General features: G+C 58.4%; 12 protein-coding genes. 7 read left to right on the forward strand and 5 right to left on the reverse strand.

All coding sequences use genetic code 11. The features are described 5' to 3' along the window. The first annotated feature begins 44 nt into the window (after positions 1–44). The 5 genes from Q1A63_RS10630 to Q1A63_RS10650 are packed head-to-tail and all read left to right on the forward strand — an operon-like array spanning position 45 to position 4,854. Positions 45–644: an amino acid synthesis family protein gene (locus Q1A63_RS10630; RefSeq protein WP_298970597.1), complete on the forward strand. Its 600-nt coding sequence runs from the start codon at positions 45–47 to the stop codon at positions 642–644. Further along, positions 616–1,416 carry an alpha/beta hydrolase gene (locus tag Q1A63_RS10635; RefSeq protein ID WP_298970596.1) on the forward strand — a complete coding sequence of 267 codons (801 nt, stop codon included), beginning with the start codon at positions 616–618 and terminating at the stop codon, positions 1,414–1,416. Before Q1A63_RS10630 ends, Q1A63_RS10635 begins: the two co-directional genes overlap by 29 nt. After that, positions 1,413–2,318: a flavin reductase family protein gene (locus Q1A63_RS10640; protein ID WP_298970594.1), complete on the forward strand. Its 906-nt coding sequence runs from the start codon at positions 1,413–1,415 to the stop codon at positions 2,316–2,318. The genes Q1A63_RS10635 and Q1A63_RS10640 overlap by 4 nt, the downstream gene beginning before the upstream one ends. 4 nt (positions 2,319–2,322) lie before the next feature. Beyond that, positions 2,323–3,357 carry an LLM class flavin-dependent oxidoreductase gene (locus tag Q1A63_RS10645; RefSeq protein ID WP_298970592.1) on the forward strand — a complete coding sequence of 345 codons (1,035 nt, stop codon included), beginning with the start codon at positions 2,323–2,325 and terminating at the stop codon, positions 3,355–3,357. Between the two features lie 15 nt (positions 3,358–3,372). Next, positions 3,373–4,854, forward strand: coding sequence for an aldehyde dehydrogenase (locus Q1A63_RS10650; protein ID WP_299631478.1), 1,482 nt, complete (start codon positions 3,373–3,375; stop codon positions 4,852–4,854). Between the two features lie 69 nt (positions 4,855–4,923). On the opposite strand, the gene Q1A63_RS10655 is transcribed toward Q1A63_RS10650, so the two are convergent. Next, positions 4,924–6,462 carry an ankyrin repeat domain-containing protein gene (locus Q1A63_RS10655; RefSeq protein WP_298970588.1) on the reverse strand — a complete coding sequence of 513 codons (1,539 nt, stop codon included), beginning with the start codon at positions 6,460–6,462 and terminating at the stop codon, positions 4,924–4,926. 192 nt (positions 6,463–6,654) lie between these two features. Then, complete coding sequence (locus Q1A63_RS10660; protein WP_298970586.1) at positions 6,655–8,079, reverse strand: DUF2235 domain-containing protein; 1,425 nt, start codon at positions 8,077–8,079, stop codon at positions 6,655–6,657. 420 nt (positions 8,080–8,499) lie between these two features. Between Q1A63_RS10660 and Q1A63_RS10665 the strand changes: the two genes are divergently transcribed. Beyond that, positions 8,500–11,061, forward strand: a complete 2,562-nt coding sequence (locus Q1A63_RS10665) for a methyl-accepting chemotaxis protein (RefSeq protein WP_299631482.1) — start codon at positions 8,500–8,502, stop codon at positions 11,059–11,061. Positions 11,062–11,297: 236 nt separating this feature from the next. Here Q1A63_RS10665 and Q1A63_RS10670 read toward each other — a convergent pair whose 3' ends face one another. Genes Q1A63_RS10670 through Q1A63_RS10680 form a run of 3 tightly spaced genes read right to left on the reverse strand, consistent with a single transcriptional unit; the run spans position 11,298 to position 14,912 of the window. Then, positions 11,298–12,347: a substrate-binding domain-containing protein gene (locus Q1A63_RS10670; protein ID WP_298970584.1), complete on the reverse strand. Its 1,050-nt coding sequence runs from the start codon at positions 12,345–12,347 to the stop codon at positions 11,298–11,300. Positions 12,348–12,373: 26 nt separating this feature from the next. After that, positions 12,374–13,396: an ABC transporter permease gene (locus Q1A63_RS10675; protein WP_298970583.1), complete on the reverse strand. Its 1,023-nt coding sequence runs from the start codon at positions 13,394–13,396 to the stop codon at positions 12,374–12,376. Beyond that, complete coding sequence (locus Q1A63_RS10680) at positions 13,383–14,912, reverse strand: sugar ABC transporter ATP-binding protein (protein ID WP_298970582.1); 1,530 nt, start codon at positions 14,910–14,912, stop codon at positions 13,383–13,385. Before Q1A63_RS10680 ends, Q1A63_RS10675 begins: the two co-directional genes overlap by 14 nt. Positions 14,913–15,054: 142 nt before the next feature. Between Q1A63_RS10680 and Q1A63_RS10685 the strand changes: the two genes are divergently transcribed. Next, positions 15,055–16,089, forward strand: coding sequence for a LacI family DNA-binding transcriptional regulator (locus Q1A63_RS10685; protein ID WP_298970581.1), 1,035 nt, complete (start codon positions 15,055–15,057; stop codon positions 16,087–16,089). Positions 16,090–16,125 lie beyond the last annotated feature (36 nt).

Here is a 16,125-nt window from a genome sequence, read left to right on the forward strand (position 1 = left end):
CCTGCACGCACCGATAAATTCCGGAGTAATGTGGAGTGGACGGAATGCGACCAGAAATTAGAAAAATCGTGACCTATCAGGAAGATGTGCTGATCGAAGGGTTCAAACCGGCAGCGCATCCCTGGTCCATGTGCGCGGCGGCAGCGGTCATCACCAACCCCTGGGCCGGGAAATTCGTCGAAGATCTCAAACCCGAGATACAGGCCTATGGGCCGGAACTGGGCGCCTTGCTGACCCAACGCATCACCGACATGGCGGGGGGCGGCAACCGCATCGAGGCTTTTGGCAAGGCGGCTGTTGTGGGCCTGGATGGTGAGATTGAACATGCCTCAGGCCTGATCCACACCCTGCGCTTCGGCAATCATTTCCGCGAGGCTGTCGGCGCAAAATCCTATCTGGCCTTCACGAACATCCGTGGCGGGGCCAATGCCTCGATCCAGATTCCGCTGATGGACAAGAACGACGCCGGGCGCCGGTCACATTACCTGACCATTCAATTTGCGATTGCGGATGCCCCGCGCGCTGATGAGGTCGTGGTCGCCTTGGGCGCGGCCCTGAATGGCCGTCCGCACCACCGCATCGGCGATCGGTATCAGGATCTGAAGGATTTGGGACATGATCTGGACAACCCGGCCGCGGTCTGACGGCGCCAGCAGCCTGGCCTATTGGACGCAAGGCGGCGGACCGGCGCTTATCCTGATCCACGGGGTCGGCCTGCGCGCCGAAGCCTGGGCCGCGATGATGCCCGCGCTGGCGGGGCATTTCACGGTCTACGCGCTGGATATGCCGGGGCATGGGTTTTCGCCGCGCGCAGGCGAAACCAGTCTGGAGGACTACACGGCGCGCGCAGGCGCATTTATTGACGCATTACAGGAACCCGTCTGCCTTGCCGGGCATTCCATGGGCGCGATGATTGCGCTGGCACTGGGTGCGGAAAACCCTCGGCAAATCTCTGGTATTGCTGCGATAAATGCCGTTTACAGGCGATCACCGGATGCAGCCCAGGCCGTTCAGGCGCGCACCAAAGCCTTGCAGCAGGCCGACGCCCCCGATCCAACCGCGACCCTGGAGCGATGGTTTGGAAACGCCCCGCAGAGCGATCAAAAACAGGCCGCTGAGGCGTGCCGCGCCTGGCTGAGCGACGCAGACCCTGCAGGCTATGCCGCTGCATATTCTGTTTTCGCGCATCACGATGGCCCCTGCGATGATGACCTGCGCAACTTGACCTGCCCGACGCTTTTCCTGACGGGTGGGCAGGATCCAAATTCCACGGCGCAGATGTCGGAAGAGATGGCCGCACGCTGCCCGCGGGGACGCTGCGTGGTGCTTGAAGATGCCGCGCATATGCTGCCGATGACGCACCCTGACGCCGCCGCGGATGCGATCCTGTCAACCTTCAACCCGGGAGCAGCATGAGCATGGTCACTGACGCCAAAGCCCTGCGATCCGCGTTCAGCCGCTTTGTCACCGGTGTCACGGTTGTGACGACGCGGGGGGTCGATGGCGCGCCCGTTGGGTTCACGGCCAATTCCTTCACCTCCGTCTCGCTTGACCCACCGCTCGTTCTGGTCTGCCCGGGCAATCACCTGTCCACATTCGAGGTCTTTCGAAACGCCAGCCGGTTCGGGATCAGTGTTCTTGCCGAAGGGCAGCAGCATGTCTCAAACCTCTTTGCATCCCGACGGGAGGACCGGTTCAGCACTTGTGACTGGCAGCCTCATGCAACGGGCGTTCCCCTGATCTCAGGCCGGGCGGCCGGGTTTGTCTGTGACAGGTTTCACGCCCTTGATGCGGGCGATCATGCGGTGCTGATCGGGCAGGTGATTGATTTCGATGATGCCTGCCTGCCAGGACTGGGCTACGGACCAAACGGCTATTTCGAACAGACCCAGGAGCGCGAGGCCCAAGCCCCGCCGGTGCAATCCACCCGCGCCAGCGTGTTGCTGGACGACGGTCGGCACCTCTATTTGACAGCAGATCAGGATCTGCCCACCGCATCCGTGCCCGCTGGTACCAGCCCTCTGCGGGCGCTCACCGCCAGGCTGGAAGCCGCGAAGATCAGGTTCAATCTCAACGTTGTCTACGCCATCTACGACGAAGGCCCGCATGCCCGACGCATCGTTTTTCGCGGCCAGACCAAAGGCCCACAACCCGGCCTGAGCAAGATCCCGACCCAAAACCTGCCCGAGCTCAGCATCCGGGACGAGGCCCTGAAGGCGTTGCTGACACGGTTCGCGCAGGAGCACAGCACCCAGAATTTCGGGTTTTACATCGGCGACGCGTATGACGGCGACGTGTTGCCCGCCAGCGAGAGGTAGCAGTATGGAATTTTCTCTCTTCGCACATATGGAACGGCTGACGGCGGATCAGTCCCATGAGGTGCTTTATTCCGATTTCATCGCGCTTTGCAAAATGGCGGATGACGGCGGGATGCGGGCGATCTGGACGGGCGAGCATCATGGGATGGAATTCACCATTGCCCCCAACCCCTTCACCACGCTTGTCGACCTTGCGCATCACACCAAAAATGTCCGGCTGGGCACGGGCACGGTGATTGTGCCGTTTTGGCATCCGATCCGGTTGGCCGGGGAGGCTGCGATGACCGATCTGATCACGGGGGGCCGGTTGGAGATTGGCGCGGCACGCGGGGCCTACTCCTATGAATACGAACGGGTGATGCCCGGGCTGGATGCCTGGGATGCCGGTCAACGCATGCGCGAGACACTGCCGCTTGTGCGCCAGCTCTGGGCCGGGGATTGCACGCATGACGGCACATTTTACAGCTTTCCCAGCACCACCTCGGCCCCCAAACCCGTCCAGCGGGATGGGCCACCGATCTGGGTCGCCGCCCGAGACCCCAACAGCCATGAATTTGCCGTGCAAAACGGGTTCAACGTGCAGGTCACGCCGCTTTGGCAGGGTGAGGCCGAAATTGAAAACCTGATGAGCACTTTTGAGGGTGCTTGCGCCGCCTATGCCGGACCACGCCCCAAGATCATGCTACTGCACCACACCTATGTCGCCTCGGATGCAGCGGACGCGGATTTGGCCGCACGAGAGCTCAGCCGATTTTACAATTACTTCGGCGCATGGTTTCAGAACAAACGCCCGGTGGAGCAAGGTTTGATGGAAGAATTGAGCGCGGCGGATATGGCCGCAAACAGAATGATGGCCGCTGAGAACATGCGGCGCGATTTGACAATCGGCACCGCCGGGGATGTGATTGACCGCATCAAACGCTACGAGGATCTGGGCTATGATGAGTTTTCGTTCTGGATCGACAGCGGCATGAGTGCGGAGCGCAAACGCGCCTCGCTCGCCCGGTTCATCGACGACGTCATGCCAGCATTTACCTGAAGGACGGAAGCCACCATGAGCGATATGCCGCATTATCAGCTTTTCATCGCCGGGGACTGGCAAGCCGGATCGGGCGGGCAGGTTTTGGAGACGATCAACCCGGCCACTGGCAAGGCCTGGGCCACCTTCGATTGCGCAGCACCGGCGGATGTGGATCAGGCCATCCGTGCCGCAAAAGCCGTGTTGGACGTGCCCGAATGGCGGGAGATGACGCAAACCGCGCGCGGTAAACTGCTCTACCGCCTTGCTGATCTGATCGCGGAAAACGCCGAACACCTGGGGCGGATCGAGACCACAGACAGCGGCAAGCTGGCGACCGAGACGATGGCGCAAACCGGCTATGTATCTGATTATTATCGCTATTACGCCGGTCTTGCGGATAAGATCGAAGGGGCAGTGCTGCCCATCGACAAGTCGGACATGCATGCCTACACGCAAGTGCTGCCCATTGGCGTCGTAGCCGCGATCGTACCCTGGAATGCGCAGATGTTCCTGACTGCCACCAAACTTGCCCCGGCACTGGCGGCGGGGTGTTCTGTGGTGATCAAAGCCTCGGAAGTGGCCCCTGCCCCGATGTTCGCGTTTGCCCGGCTGATCGCCGAAGCCGGATTTCCCGCGGGCGTAGTCTCGGTCATCACAGGGGATGCAGAGAATTGCGCCATTCCGCTGACGCGCCACAAGGATGTGGACCGGATTGCCTTTACCGGCGGACCCGAAACCGCCCGTCATGTCGTGCGCAATTCGGCTGAGAACTTCGCCGTGACGACGCTGGAACTGGGTGGCAAATCTCCGATCATCGTGTTTGATGATGCGGATATCGATTCAGCCGCCAATGGGTTGATCGCGGGGAATTTCGGCGCCTCGGGTCAATCCTGCGTTGCGGGGTCGCGCGGGCTTGTGCACCGACCTGTTTATGAGGCCCTGACAGCGGCGATTGCAGAAAAGTGCAAGGATCTGGTGGTGGGCGATCCGCATGATACAGCGACGCACCTGGGGCCCCTGTGCACAGTGGCACAGATCACCCGGATCAAAGAGACGCTTGCGAGAGCAAAACAGCAAGGTGCCCGGGTGGTCTTCGGCGGTGCCACCGCCGATGCCGGGAGCGATCACTATTTTCAGCCCACGCTTGTCTTGTGCAATACGCCGGAGGTGGCGACGCTGAAGGTGGAGATGTTTGGCCCGGTGATGTCCCTGCTGGTCTTTGACACCGAAGAGGAAGCGATAGCTTTGGCTAACGACAGTGACTTTGGGCTGGGGTCGGGAGTTTTCACGCAAAACGTGGCGCGCGCGCATCGCGTGTCAAAACGCATCCGGTCCGGGATCACCTGGGTGAACACCTATCGCGCCATTTCGCCCATCGCGCCCTTTGGCGGCTTCAACCAGTCCGGATACGGCAGAGAGGCCGGGAAAGAAGCGATACTGGACTACACGCGCACCAAAACGACCTGGATCAACATTTCCGATGCGCCCATGGCGAACCCCTTTGTGATGCGCTGACCCTTTACCGTAAAAGGTATGGCGCGCGGGGCCGCTCAAAGGTTCAGACCCGCGCGCCATGGTCCGTGTTTAAATCGCACCGCCCTCAACGACCTGCTCGGGATGGGCCTCGCACCAATCGGCAAGGATCTCGGCAAGCTCCGGCACCCCCGCCAGATCGGGCGCGCGTCTTGGCACCGGAACGCCCGCCTCCAGGGCTAACAGCAGACATCCGGCATGATCACGCGTCTCCGCACCTGGCGCATTTTCCGACCCGTGCAGGATGGTTGACAGCAGGCTGCCGCCATAGCCGTTCTGATGCATCAGGTCAGGCCCCAGGCTCAGCAGATAGGCCATCACATCGGGCAGACCCTCCCAACCGGCCACTTGCACCGGTGTCAGCCCTTCCGTGTCCGGCACGTCGAATTCGACCCCCAATGCGACCAGCCGCCGGATGTGATCAAGCTTTCCCGGCAGATGCAGGATGGTGCGGATGATCGTGCGATAGGCTTTCGGCAGCGCCTCCGGATCGACCTGCGCATCGCCGGTATCTTCCCCATCCGCAGCCCTCGCCAGAAGCCGCTCCGCGTCGGTCAGGTCAGGGGTATGCCCGCGCGCCTCAATGGCCTTCGCAAGGGTCGTGTTGCCGAACACACGCGCGTAGCCATAGGCCGTATTCCCTTCAAAAACACGGGTTGGATCGGCGCCCGCGTCCAGCAGAATGTTGATCATCCGCGCATCGGACATCCGCCGCGCCGCCTGATGCAGGGCAGGCACAACCCAGGGCGCTTCTCCACCGACATGGGTCCCGTCAAAGTCATCCGCCCGCGCCCCGGCGGCCAGCAGCATTTCAACCGCTTTGTGATCGTTGAAATCCATCGCCCGCAACAGCGCATTGGTGCCTTTCGGGTCGGCGCCGTGCTCCAGCAGCATCTTCAGCGCTTCAGGGTGACCCAGTTCTGTTGCGTGATAGAGCGATTCACCGTCGTTGGGGTTCGCACCCTGCTCCAGCAGCCATTTCGCAAGCGGCATGTTGTTGGCGTGACCGATGGCACCATAAAGCGCTGACAGCGGGTGGTCATTGTCCGGCGCCACAGGGATGGAGGCGTTGACATCCGCGCCCAAGGCCACAAGCCGGTCGGCGATGGCGAGCATATCGTCCTCTGAGCTGGCGGTCATATGGATGGCTTTGGAGAAGGCCAAATGACAGATCGGCGCGCGCCCGTTGAGGACACGTGTCGCGGCCTCCGGGTCAGCATCCAGCGCGCGAAACACGGCGTCCTTTCGGTAAAACGCGATTTCCAGTGCAAGATCCCCCGCTGCCGGATCCGGGTCCTGCCCCAATATCCGCGCCGCCACATGCGCCTGACCGTTGAAAACTGCGATCCTGAGCCGTTGTCGCCACGCCGCCAGATCCAGGCCATCCACTTCCACGGCGGCCTTTAGAGCTGGCCAGCTGACAAAGGAATTTTCCCGCGCGATCACATGCAGGTAGTCTGCATGCTTCAGCGAGGTATCTTCGGATCGGGGCGGATGGTTGGCGATGCGTTGCCGGGCATGGATATCGCCCGCTTCATGCGCTTTGCGCAAGGTCTTGGCATCGCGGCGCAGTTGATCAAGAGACTTCATTTGGTTTCCTCCAATGCGTGCCCGCCGGTTCGCTGATCCGGGCAAGAGAAATACCAAAAGAGGTTTTCATCGACTGTGTGAGGGGCGCTGATGACTGCTTTCCGCGAACCTGGATGCCGCCCCTTGCGGCGAGGCTAGATTAGCGGTTTTCAACCAGCTTGGCCATAGGGCGGCGCTGAGGCACCGCACCTGTCATTCATAATACGCCTTGGCCTGAGGATGCTCTTTGAGTTGTAGCGGTCGGTAGGGTTTCATCTCCCCCAGATGCGACACCTGCTCTGCCTTCAAACGCTCTGCCACCGAGGGATGCAGCGGAAAGATCCCATCCACGACCCGGGGCTGTGCGACCCATTTCTTTTTGAAAGGTCCGATCTCGATCATATAGGTTTCCTCATGCTGCATACCCAGCGGATCAGGCGTGACAAAAAGCTTATCTTCATTGATCTGCACATCCGGCACACAGTCTTTCAACTCCTCCAGCATCCAGTGCAGCGCGATGTCGCTCAGGCGCGATTCCGGCTCCGGATAGCTGCCGCCAACATCGCTGTGACATCCCGGGAACCAGACCTGCTTCAACCACGCGGGTTTGCGACCGGCGGTCTTTTGCGCCTCCGCACGCATGGCCCATTTCACCCGCGGGAAATCCCGGCGATGCTCATCAATCGCCAAGGCATGGCGGGCATGCTGCACATCGGAATCGAGCCATTTGTCGTAGTTTTTGCGGTTCCAGACCGCGTGGTGCCCGTATTTCCAGATCGAGGGCCAATCGCGGATGTTTGTCACTTTCAGCGGATTGTCCTCATCGGGCGAGAAATACTTGAACTGGGACCAACGCAGTTTGGCATATTGAAACAGGATCACGCCCAAAACGATCGCCAGCAGGCTACACCACGCCCAATGAACCGACGTCAATATCATCAAGACCAGCGACACCGCCAAAGCGGCAATAGCCGCCAGAGCCACAAATAGCACCACGCCGTTCCCTAGGGCGGCCACGGTATCAAAAACCCCTATGAAATGAGGCTGCACATTGCCTTGGACGTCGTGCTCGGCATCCGGCACGAAACTGCTGTATTTGCGACGAAACCTGCGCCCCAGTTCCTCGCGGCGGGTGTAGTAAGGCTCCTGCCCGCGCGCATATCCGTTACCGTGATTGTAGACATAGTTCACCGCATCACTGGCGATCTTGCGCAACCTTGGCCCATGGCGCGGGACCGGCGATCCATCAGGCATTTGCGTCGGGATACCGCAGAGGTTCATCACATTGGCGACCGCCCGTACCGTATAGGCCCCCCGCGAAAAGCCAAAGAGCAGCACCTTATCGCCCGGTTCGTAATAGGAGATGATCTTCTCATAGCAATCGATCACGTTTTCATCGATGCCGGTCCCGATGGCAGCGGATATGACATTCCGCATCCGTTCGACAGTGAACCGCCCGACCTCGCCCGCACCAAGCCCGGGATCGTAGTAACAGACCTGCTCAAACGGGCTGATCGCGGAGGACGGCCCCGGGCGCATGGCGCGGTACATCTTATAAATATTGGACAGGCGCTGATCCGGGCGAAGCCCCCCCACCTGCCCCGTACCATCTGAGAAAATAAGGATATTTTTTGGCATCATGGTCTCAAAGCGGATTAAATAGGGTGACTATTCACGCAGAGCGTGTCGGGGTCAAACGAACAATTTTTTACGAACGGCCCGCAGCCGGCACCATAGGTGCTTTCGTGCATATCTACGGCTTCACTGGGCATTCAGGGATTTGTCCTGCGGGCGCGAACTGAAGCCCTGTCTTTCATCACTTGAGGGCAGCAAGGATAACGGCGAACCATGCCCGGCTTGCAAGGTTTGCATGCAGCCCATGTCGCAATCACGAAGATTGTAGGAAGTTCCTGTTTCAGCGCAGATGGGCTTTCAGAGTTTGGTAACGCGTCAGTGATAGCCCGGCGGAGATCAAATCCGCACCGAAGGGTCGCCAAGTCCGCAGAAAATACCCCGAACTTCGCCCGGTATTTCTGACCAGTTTTAAGGAATATCACCATGAAAAAGACGTTCGATGGCATGAAACTGGGGGTGAAGCTACCTGTCATAATGACCATGCTGGTCGCCATTACGATCCTGGTGATGGCAATCGCAAACGCATCCGTGACCCGGAACATCCTGTCAAAAAATGCCGTTGAAACGCTCGAAAGCATCGCCCTGATCAAGGCCAGTCGTGTTAATACGCTGATGCAGAATATCGATCGCGACATCCGGCTGCGCGCGGGCATGCCGGCCACCAGCCAAGCGCTGATTGCCCTCGCGGACGGATACGATTCACTGGAGAACGCGCAAGATACCCTCCAACGGGTTTACATCACGGAAAATGAACACGCGCCGGAGCAAAAGGACCAATTGGTCAAGGCGGACACGGGTTCCAGTTATGGTTTCATCCACGCAATCTACCATCCGACATTCGATCAGTTGCAAAATGAGATGGAGTACTACGACATCTCTCTCTTCGATACCGAAGGCAATCTTGTCTACAGCGTGTTCAAAGAGAGTGACTTCGCCACAAATATGCTGACGGGTGAGTGGCGCGATTCCGGGCTTGCGCAAGCCTATCGTGGGGCAATGGAGATCGGTCCCACAGATCCATCTGTATTCGTGGATTTCTCCCCATATGGTCCGAGCAATGACACGCCCGCCGCTTTCATTGCGCGGCCCGTCTTCAATGAGCAGGGTACTTTGCTGGGCGTTTTGGCGTATCAAATGCCGATCGGTCAACTCAACGCAACCGCCGGTGCGCTGGAGGGCCTGGGATCAACCACGGACGGTTTCATCGTGGGCGACGATGGTCTCATGCGGACGGATTCCATACAATCCGAAGTTGTTGACATCCTGGTCACATCTGTCGAGCACGAAGCGATCACCGATGGTCTGGAAGGCGGTTCCGGCCTGTTCCAATCCGTGGGGCACACGGGCGGTCAGGTGATGGGATACTATGCCCCGATTGAGTTCAACGGCACCCGTTGGGTTTCGGTCGTGCAGCAAGACACGGCTGAGCTTTTCTCGGACATGAATTGGTTCCTGAAGCTGGCAGCCCTTATGGCCGCGGTGATATTCTTGGTTGTTTTGGTCATCTCCATCTTCTTTTCCCGCAGCATCTCAAAGCCGGTTCAAAAGCTGACCGCCTGCGTGAACGAGGTCGCCAATGGCAATCTCTCGACAAATGTGCCGGAAACGGATCGCGGCGATGAAATTGGCGAATTGGCGCGCGCAACAGAAGTCTTCCGCCAGAACGCCCTTCAAATGGAAGAAATGAATGAGCAACAGCAAGCCGCAAACGAAAAGATGGCTGAGTTGAGTGCTGAGCGCGAAAAAGCCGCCGAGCGCGAGATCGAGCTGGCCCGCGAAAAAGAAGAAGCGGATCGTGCTGCTGCTGCGGAGCGCGATGAGATGATGCGCAGTCTCGGCAGTTCCTTCGGCCAGGTGGTCGATGACGCGCTTGCGGGCAGGTTTTCTAGCCGTGTCGCTTCCGATTTCAACGACGAAACCCTGATCGAATTGGCAAAAAACATCAATCTGCTCATGGAATCCGTTGATAATGGGCTTGCCCAAACCGGCGCGCTCCTGGGCCGGGTTGCGACGGGCAATCTGACCGAACGGATGGAAGGAGAGTTCCATGGCGCCTTTGCTGACCTGCAGCGCAATGTGAATGAAATGATCGACTCGCTGACCTCTCTTGTCGGCGAGATTTCCGAAAGCGGCGTGACACTGACGAGCTCATCCACCGAGCTGCAACAGACAGCAGACGCCTTGTCACATCAGGCCGAGCAAAATGCCGCTTCGATTGAAGAGACCTCCGCCGCACTGGAGGAGCTGTCTGCGAGCATCAAACAGGTCAACGGCAATATCGCAGATGTCAGCACCAATGCAAAGGAAGCGAGAAATACCGCTTCCTCAAGCGAGCGCATTGCGGCGGAGGCCGCCACATCCATGGACCGCATCGCAGAAGGTTCCAAAGAGATCGCACGCGTGATCAGCGTGATCAATGACATCGCATTTCAGATCAATTTGCTGGCGCTCAACGCCGGGGTCGAGGCTGCGCGCGCCGGCGAAGCAGGCCGTGGATTCTCGGTCGTGGCCTCTGAAGTACGCCAACTCGCGCAGAGATCCAGCGATGCCGCGAAGGAGATCGCGGATGTGATAACACAAAGTGATGCCGCCGTTGCCGAAGGCGTGGTCAATGTCGCCAGCGCAAAAGACTCGCTGGAGGATATCGCGAAAACAGTGATCAATATTTCCGAGAGCGTCGACGTTGTGAAGACGGCTATTTCGGAGCAAGCAGCTGGCATCAATGAAATAAACTCCGCAGTAACACAAATCGATGGTAATACGCAGAAACAGGCGGCCGCTTTTGAAGAGGTCACCGCGTCAAGCCATGTGCTTGCAAAAGAAGCGCAGGAACTTCGCGCGGCGACAACACGGTTTCAGGTAGCGGGTGTTAAAAACATTGTGGCGATGCGGGAAGAGCCGAAAATAGCGGTTCCCGAGAAATCAAAGCCCCAGGTTCAAAAAGCGGTTGGCGCCGAAGATTTTGATGGTTGGGACGAGTTTTGATCCGCTGCTTTTTCCAAAATAGGTCTGGTTGTGACCTCATCCGCTTATCGCCAAATATCAATGCACCGATTGTAAGAGATACCTTCGCAGAAGCGTCTGGCTTGGTCTAAAGATGCTCGACAGGCTCCGCTTCGTTGCCAAAACAGGCTAGGCCTCAGCGGTGGGATAAGTTGGCAAAGGGGAGGTAGGCCGCACCGAATTGACAGGCCGGTTTCCCGGCCTGTCGTTATAGGAAATTACTTTCCCCAGATTTTTGAATAGGCATCACGATACGGACTGTCGGGATCAAATGAGTTGCTGTCCCCCAGTTTTGCCAACCCCTCTTCCGTTACCAAAGCCGGCGAAGTGACGTAGCCGGAACACGGCTCATCTTGAATGGCCCGGTTCAACTCATCTACCAGCTGCCACCCTTGCAAATTCAAAGGCTCGGCAACTGTGATGGTCTGATACTGGCCACCGCGAATGCGCTGAAAGGCCGCCTCGGACCCATCGCCCGCGGACCCGGCTTTCGGCGATCCATCACCTGGGATACCCGCGGCCGCAAGAGCCGGACCCATGAAGTCAAAATATAGGTCATTGATGGCCAAAGCATGCGTCCAACTTGCACCATGTTTTTGCAAGAGGCTTGTTGTCAGGGGGCCCATGCGTGTCGACGTATCCGCAATCGGTGTGTCGACATATTCAAGAACCGTGCCCCCCATCGCCTCGATGGTCTCCTTGATACGATCCGCTTTATCGATGGCGATCTGGTAGGTTGAATCGGTGAAAATCACCGCCCCGACGCCGTCGCCGCCATCTTCCATCGCCCATTTCGCGGCCACTTCGGACACGGTCATCGCATCGGTGGATACATTTGCGAAAATCCCACCCGGCGCATCACAGCCAATTTTGGGTCCGGAATGCCAGGCCACCATTGGGATGCTAGCCGCGACAACGCCCTCAAGGGCCGCCTGTTGTTCAACCGCATCGAAGCCATTGATCACAATACCATCAGGCTGCAATGCAAGCGCCTGACCAATCGCGGCGGTGCGCCCTTGAACCGAGCCCGCGCCATCAAGCACGCGCACGTCCCATCCAATCTTTCCCGCTGCCTCTTCAACGCCATTTGTGACGCCAAGAATTCCGCCGTTTTTCAAATCACCCGCAAGCACCACAATGGTCTTGCCCTCCGCCGCCTGCGGACCGGTGGTTGGCCCGTCAAAGGCCGTTTCCGACAGCGCGGGGAATGACAGTGTTGCAAGCATGGTACTCGCAAGTAGTGTGTTCAGAAATGTTCTTTTTTGCATGGTTTCCTCCCAGTTTTGAAATCTTTTCAACGTTTTGCAGCACCCTTGCGCCGCTGCGCGTATCCGGCGATGCCAATGGCAATGAGCAGGGTCACCCCGTTGAACAGCGGCTCGACCCAGAACGACCCACCAAATTGTTGAATGCCGGAAATGCCGACCGCCAGAATGGCAACACCGACAATTGTGCCCCAGACGTTCACCCGTCCGGGTTTGATTGTGGTGGAGCCCAGAAAGGCGCCGACAAGTGCAGGCAACAGGAATTCCAATCCAACCGACGCCTGACCAATGCGCAGTTTTGCCGCCAAGAGCACACCCGCAAGCGCCGTCATTGTGCCTGATGCCACAAATGCCCCGATTACGTATTTCCGTGTCGGGATGCCATTGAGCTGTGCCGCGCGCTGATTGGCGCCGATGGCGTAGAGATAACGACCAACCGGCGTGTATTCCAAAACCACCCACATCACGAATGTGATCGCGATCAGATAATATCCGGTGATCGGCAGTCCAAAGACAAAAGTGGTGTTGAGCGCATAAAAACCATCTGGCAAAACGCCGACCATCTGGCGGCCCCCGGTGTGCCAAAGTGCCAGCGCATAGAGGACTGTGCCCGTCCCAAGTGTCGCGATGAAGCTGTCGATCTTTGCGACTTCAACAAGCAATCCGTTCAGAAAACCGGCGACTGCGCCAAGGACCAGCACGACCGCAACGGCAATCGGCCAGGGCAGGCCCAGCATGGTCTGCAGGCTGATGGCCAGAATGTGCCACAACACGATGCCGTACCCGACCGTCAAGTCAATCCGCCCCGCAGCCATCGGGATCATCGCCCCAAGCGACAGCAGCGCAATGATGGCTTTGTCCGAAATGATCGCCCGCAGGTTCAGCATTGTCGGGAAGGTGTTCGGCAGCAGGATGGAAAAGAGCACGATGAGAAGCACCGTCAGGATCACAAGACCATAGACCGGCAACAGGCGCAGCAGCCGCTTGGTCCGGCTGAGGTCCTTCATTTCGGCGCGGGTGGGCTCGAGCGCGCTGGATTCAAGCGATTGCATTCGGGTGCTCCTTTTCCGAAGCGATATTTCCGGCTGATGCCGATTGAATAAGGTTTTCCGTGGTCAGCCGGGTGCCAGTCAGTTCTTCGACCAGTTTACCCTGACTGAAAACGATGGCGCGGTGGCAAATCGTTGCGATCTCTTCAAAATCGGTGGACACGATGAGAATGCCCACACCCTTGGCCAGCGCCCGGTTGAGCAACGCGTAAATCTCTGATTTCGCGCCGACATCGACACCCGCGGTCGGATCCTCGCAGATTAACAGTTTCCGTTCCGTCGCAAGCCAGCGCCCGATAACGACTTTTTGTTGATTACCGCCGGAAAGCGCTTCGATCGCCAGCGTCGGGTCATTTGGGGAAAGGCCCAGGTCCGCACCGATTTTTGCCGCATCATCTGCTTCTTTTCCCGCCGACAGCAGGTTCATCAATCCGCGCCCGATGGCAGCCGGGTTGAGGAAGGTATTCTCCCGAATTGTCAGGTTCATTGCCACGGATTCCTCGGTGCGGTCCCTGGCCACCAACCCAATACCGGATTGCAACGCCGATTGCGGGGAGCTCAGATCGGGCACCTCTCCCAAGAGGCGCACCTGACCGCTATGCTCCGTCAGCCCAAAGAGCGCCCGCGAAATCACTTCGTGCCCTGCTCCGCGCAACCCGACCAGACCGATGATTTCATTGTGCTTCAGAGTGATTGTGAGCGGACCAACCGCCCCAACCGTCACGTCCTGAAGGTGCAGAATATCATCACCGGGCGCATCCTGTGCCTTCATCGTGGCGCGCGTCTTTCGGCCAACAATCTTCTGGACCAGCTCTTCCGGCGTTGTGTGCTCGATGCGCCGCACGCCAACCATGATCCCATCGCGCAACACGGCGACGCGGTCGGCAATCCGGAAAATCTCATCCAGGCGGTGGCTGACATAGATCATGCCAACGCCCCGCTCGCGCAAGGGGCGCAGGGCTTTGAACAGTCTTTCGACCTCGTCCGCGGGCAAAGACGCTGTCGGTTCATCGAGCACCAGAAATTCGCTATCAACCGCCAGCGCGCGGGCGATGGCCACCAGCGATTTTTCCGTGCGGGTCAGGTCTTCAACTCGAGTGGTCGGATCAAATTCGCAATCGACCCTTTTCAACGCGTCGACGGCAAAGGCTTCGACATCATGCCAGCGGATCAACCCGCTGCGGCGTGAATACCCCAAAGCCAGGGCAATGTTTTCCGCCACTGTCATCCATTCAATCAGCCCCAGATCCTGGTGAATAAAGGCAACTTTCTGACGTTCGCCAAACCCGGCGGGCCTGTGCTGATAGGCCTCTCCGTCAATCAGGACACGGCCTGCATCCGGTTGATGAATACCGCCCAGAACCTTGATCAAGGTGGACTTGCCCGCGCCGTTTTCCCCCAAAAGGGCGACGATCTCTCCGCGTCCGACAGACAGCGACACATCCTTCAGCGCATAGGTGCCGCCAAAGTGCTTGTCGATCCCATCAAAGAAGAGACCCTGGTGCAGGTTGTCTGTCATTCTTCCTCCCGAAACGCACATTGGCGCCGACGTCCGCGTAAATGCTCACATCCGTTGAGTTACCCGTAACGTTGTGCCATGGTCATCGCCAAAGGCCAAAACTGTCAAGCGAAAAGTTACCGGTAACGTAAAATCACCTGATATGGACGATAAACAGAATAAAAACAGTAAGATAAACCTTTCTGAGGTCGCCAAAGCGGCGGGTGTTTCAAAGATGACGGCCAGCCGTGTGTTACGGGGTGAAGGCGGATATTCCAAGAAAACCGAAGCCAAGGTCATGGCGAAAGTGGATCAGCTCGGCTATCTGCCCAATCGCCTGGCGAGTGTTTTCGCGGGAGATCAGAATTCGACATTCATCGGCGTGTCGATCCCGGATCTGGGCAATGAGGTCTTTGCCCAGGTGCTGGAAGGCATTGACCGAAAGCTGGGCGCATTTGGTCATCAGACCGTTTTGGGCCTCACGCAACATGCCGCGGAAGAAGAGGAGAAATGGATCCGCACTGTGCTGTCCTGGCAACCTGCGGGGCTGATCCTGACCGGCAGATCTCATTCGCCACGGTCTTATGACATGCTGCGCAACGCGGGCATTCCCGTCGTGGAAATCTGGGATCTGAATTCCAGCCCGCTCGACATGAGCGTGGGGATCAACCATTTCGATTGCGGTTTTGATGTGGGCAGGTTTGTCATCAGTTGCGGATACAAATCAGTTGGTTTTGTCGGAACCTCGCACGACACAGCAAATGCGGCAACCGCGCGCCTTGAAGGGTTTACGAAATCGATTGAAGACGGGGGTGGCAAAGTCACAAAACAGTTGTGTCTGCATGACACTGCGAGTTTTTACCCAGGTTTCTACGGCACCGAACAGCTGCTGGCATCTGATCGCAACGTCGAGTGCATCTTTTACCAAAACGACTCGATGGCCTTTGGCGGTTTGCAGTATTGCGAGCAAAACGGGCTGGATGTGCCCAGCGATATTGGCATTGTCGGTTGGGGCGATCTAGCCGTTGCGTCCGTGCTGAAACGTCGGCTGACCTCCGTGCATGTGTCCCACCTGAAACTCGGGCACGCGGCCGCTGAAATGATGATCGCGCGGCTTTCCGGGGAACCGGTACCTGCCTGCAGGGACATCGGCTTTCACTTGATCCCAGGTGCCACTGTGCGACAAAGCGTCTTGTAGTGCAGCCCAGTCGGCGGGCGGACAAGGAGAGGCGGA

The organism is uncultured Roseobacter sp., assembly GCF_947499265.1.
Taxonomy (GTDB): domain Bacteria; phylum Pseudomonadota; class Alphaproteobacteria; order Rhodobacterales; family Rhodobacteraceae; genus Roseobacter.

Excerpts from the sequence above, each read along its gene's own strand:
- Q1A63_RS10630 (WP_298970597.1), top strand. The coding sequence starts at position 45 with ATGCGACCAGAAATTAGAAAAATCGTGACCTATCAGGAAGATGTGCTG.
- Q1A63_RS10635 (WP_298970596.1), top strand. The coding sequence starts at position 616 with ATGATCTGGACAACCCGGCCGCGGTCTGACGGCGCCAGCAGCCTGGCC.
- Q1A63_RS10640 (WP_298970594.1), top strand. The coding sequence starts at position 1,413 with ATGAGCATGGTCACTGACGCCAAAGCCCTGCGATCCGCGTTCAGCCGC.
- Q1A63_RS10645 (WP_298970592.1), top strand. The coding sequence starts at position 2,323 with ATGGAATTTTCTCTCTTCGCACATATGGAACGGCTGACGGCGGATCAG.
- Q1A63_RS10650 (WP_299631478.1), top strand. The coding sequence starts at position 3,373 with ATGAGCGATATGCCGCATTATCAGCTTTTCATCGCCGGGGACTGGCAA.
- Q1A63_RS10655 (WP_298970588.1), bottom strand. The coding sequence starts at position 6,462 with ATGAAGTCTCTTGATCAACTGCGCCGCGATGCCAAGACCTTGCGCAAA.
- Q1A63_RS10660 (WP_298970586.1), bottom strand. The coding sequence starts at position 8,079 with ATGCCAAAAAATATCCTTATTTTCTCAGATGGTACGGGGCAGGTGGGG.
- Q1A63_RS10665 (WP_299631482.1), top strand. The coding sequence starts at position 8,500 with ATGAAAAAGACGTTCGATGGCATGAAACTGGGGGTGAAGCTACCTGTC.
- Q1A63_RS10670 (WP_298970584.1), bottom strand. The coding sequence starts at position 12,347 with ATGCAAAAAAGAACATTTCTGAACACACTACTTGCGAGTACCATGCTT.
- Q1A63_RS10675 (WP_298970583.1), bottom strand. The coding sequence starts at position 13,396 with ATGCAATCGCTTGAATCCAGCGCGCTCGAGCCCACCCGCGCCGAAATG.
- Q1A63_RS10680 (WP_298970582.1), bottom strand. The coding sequence starts at position 14,912 with ATGACAGACAACCTGCACCAGGGTCTCTTCTTTGATGGGATCGACAAG.
- Q1A63_RS10685 (WP_298970581.1), top strand. The coding sequence starts at position 15,055 with ATGGACGATAAACAGAATAAAAACAGTAAGATAAACCTTTCTGAGGTC.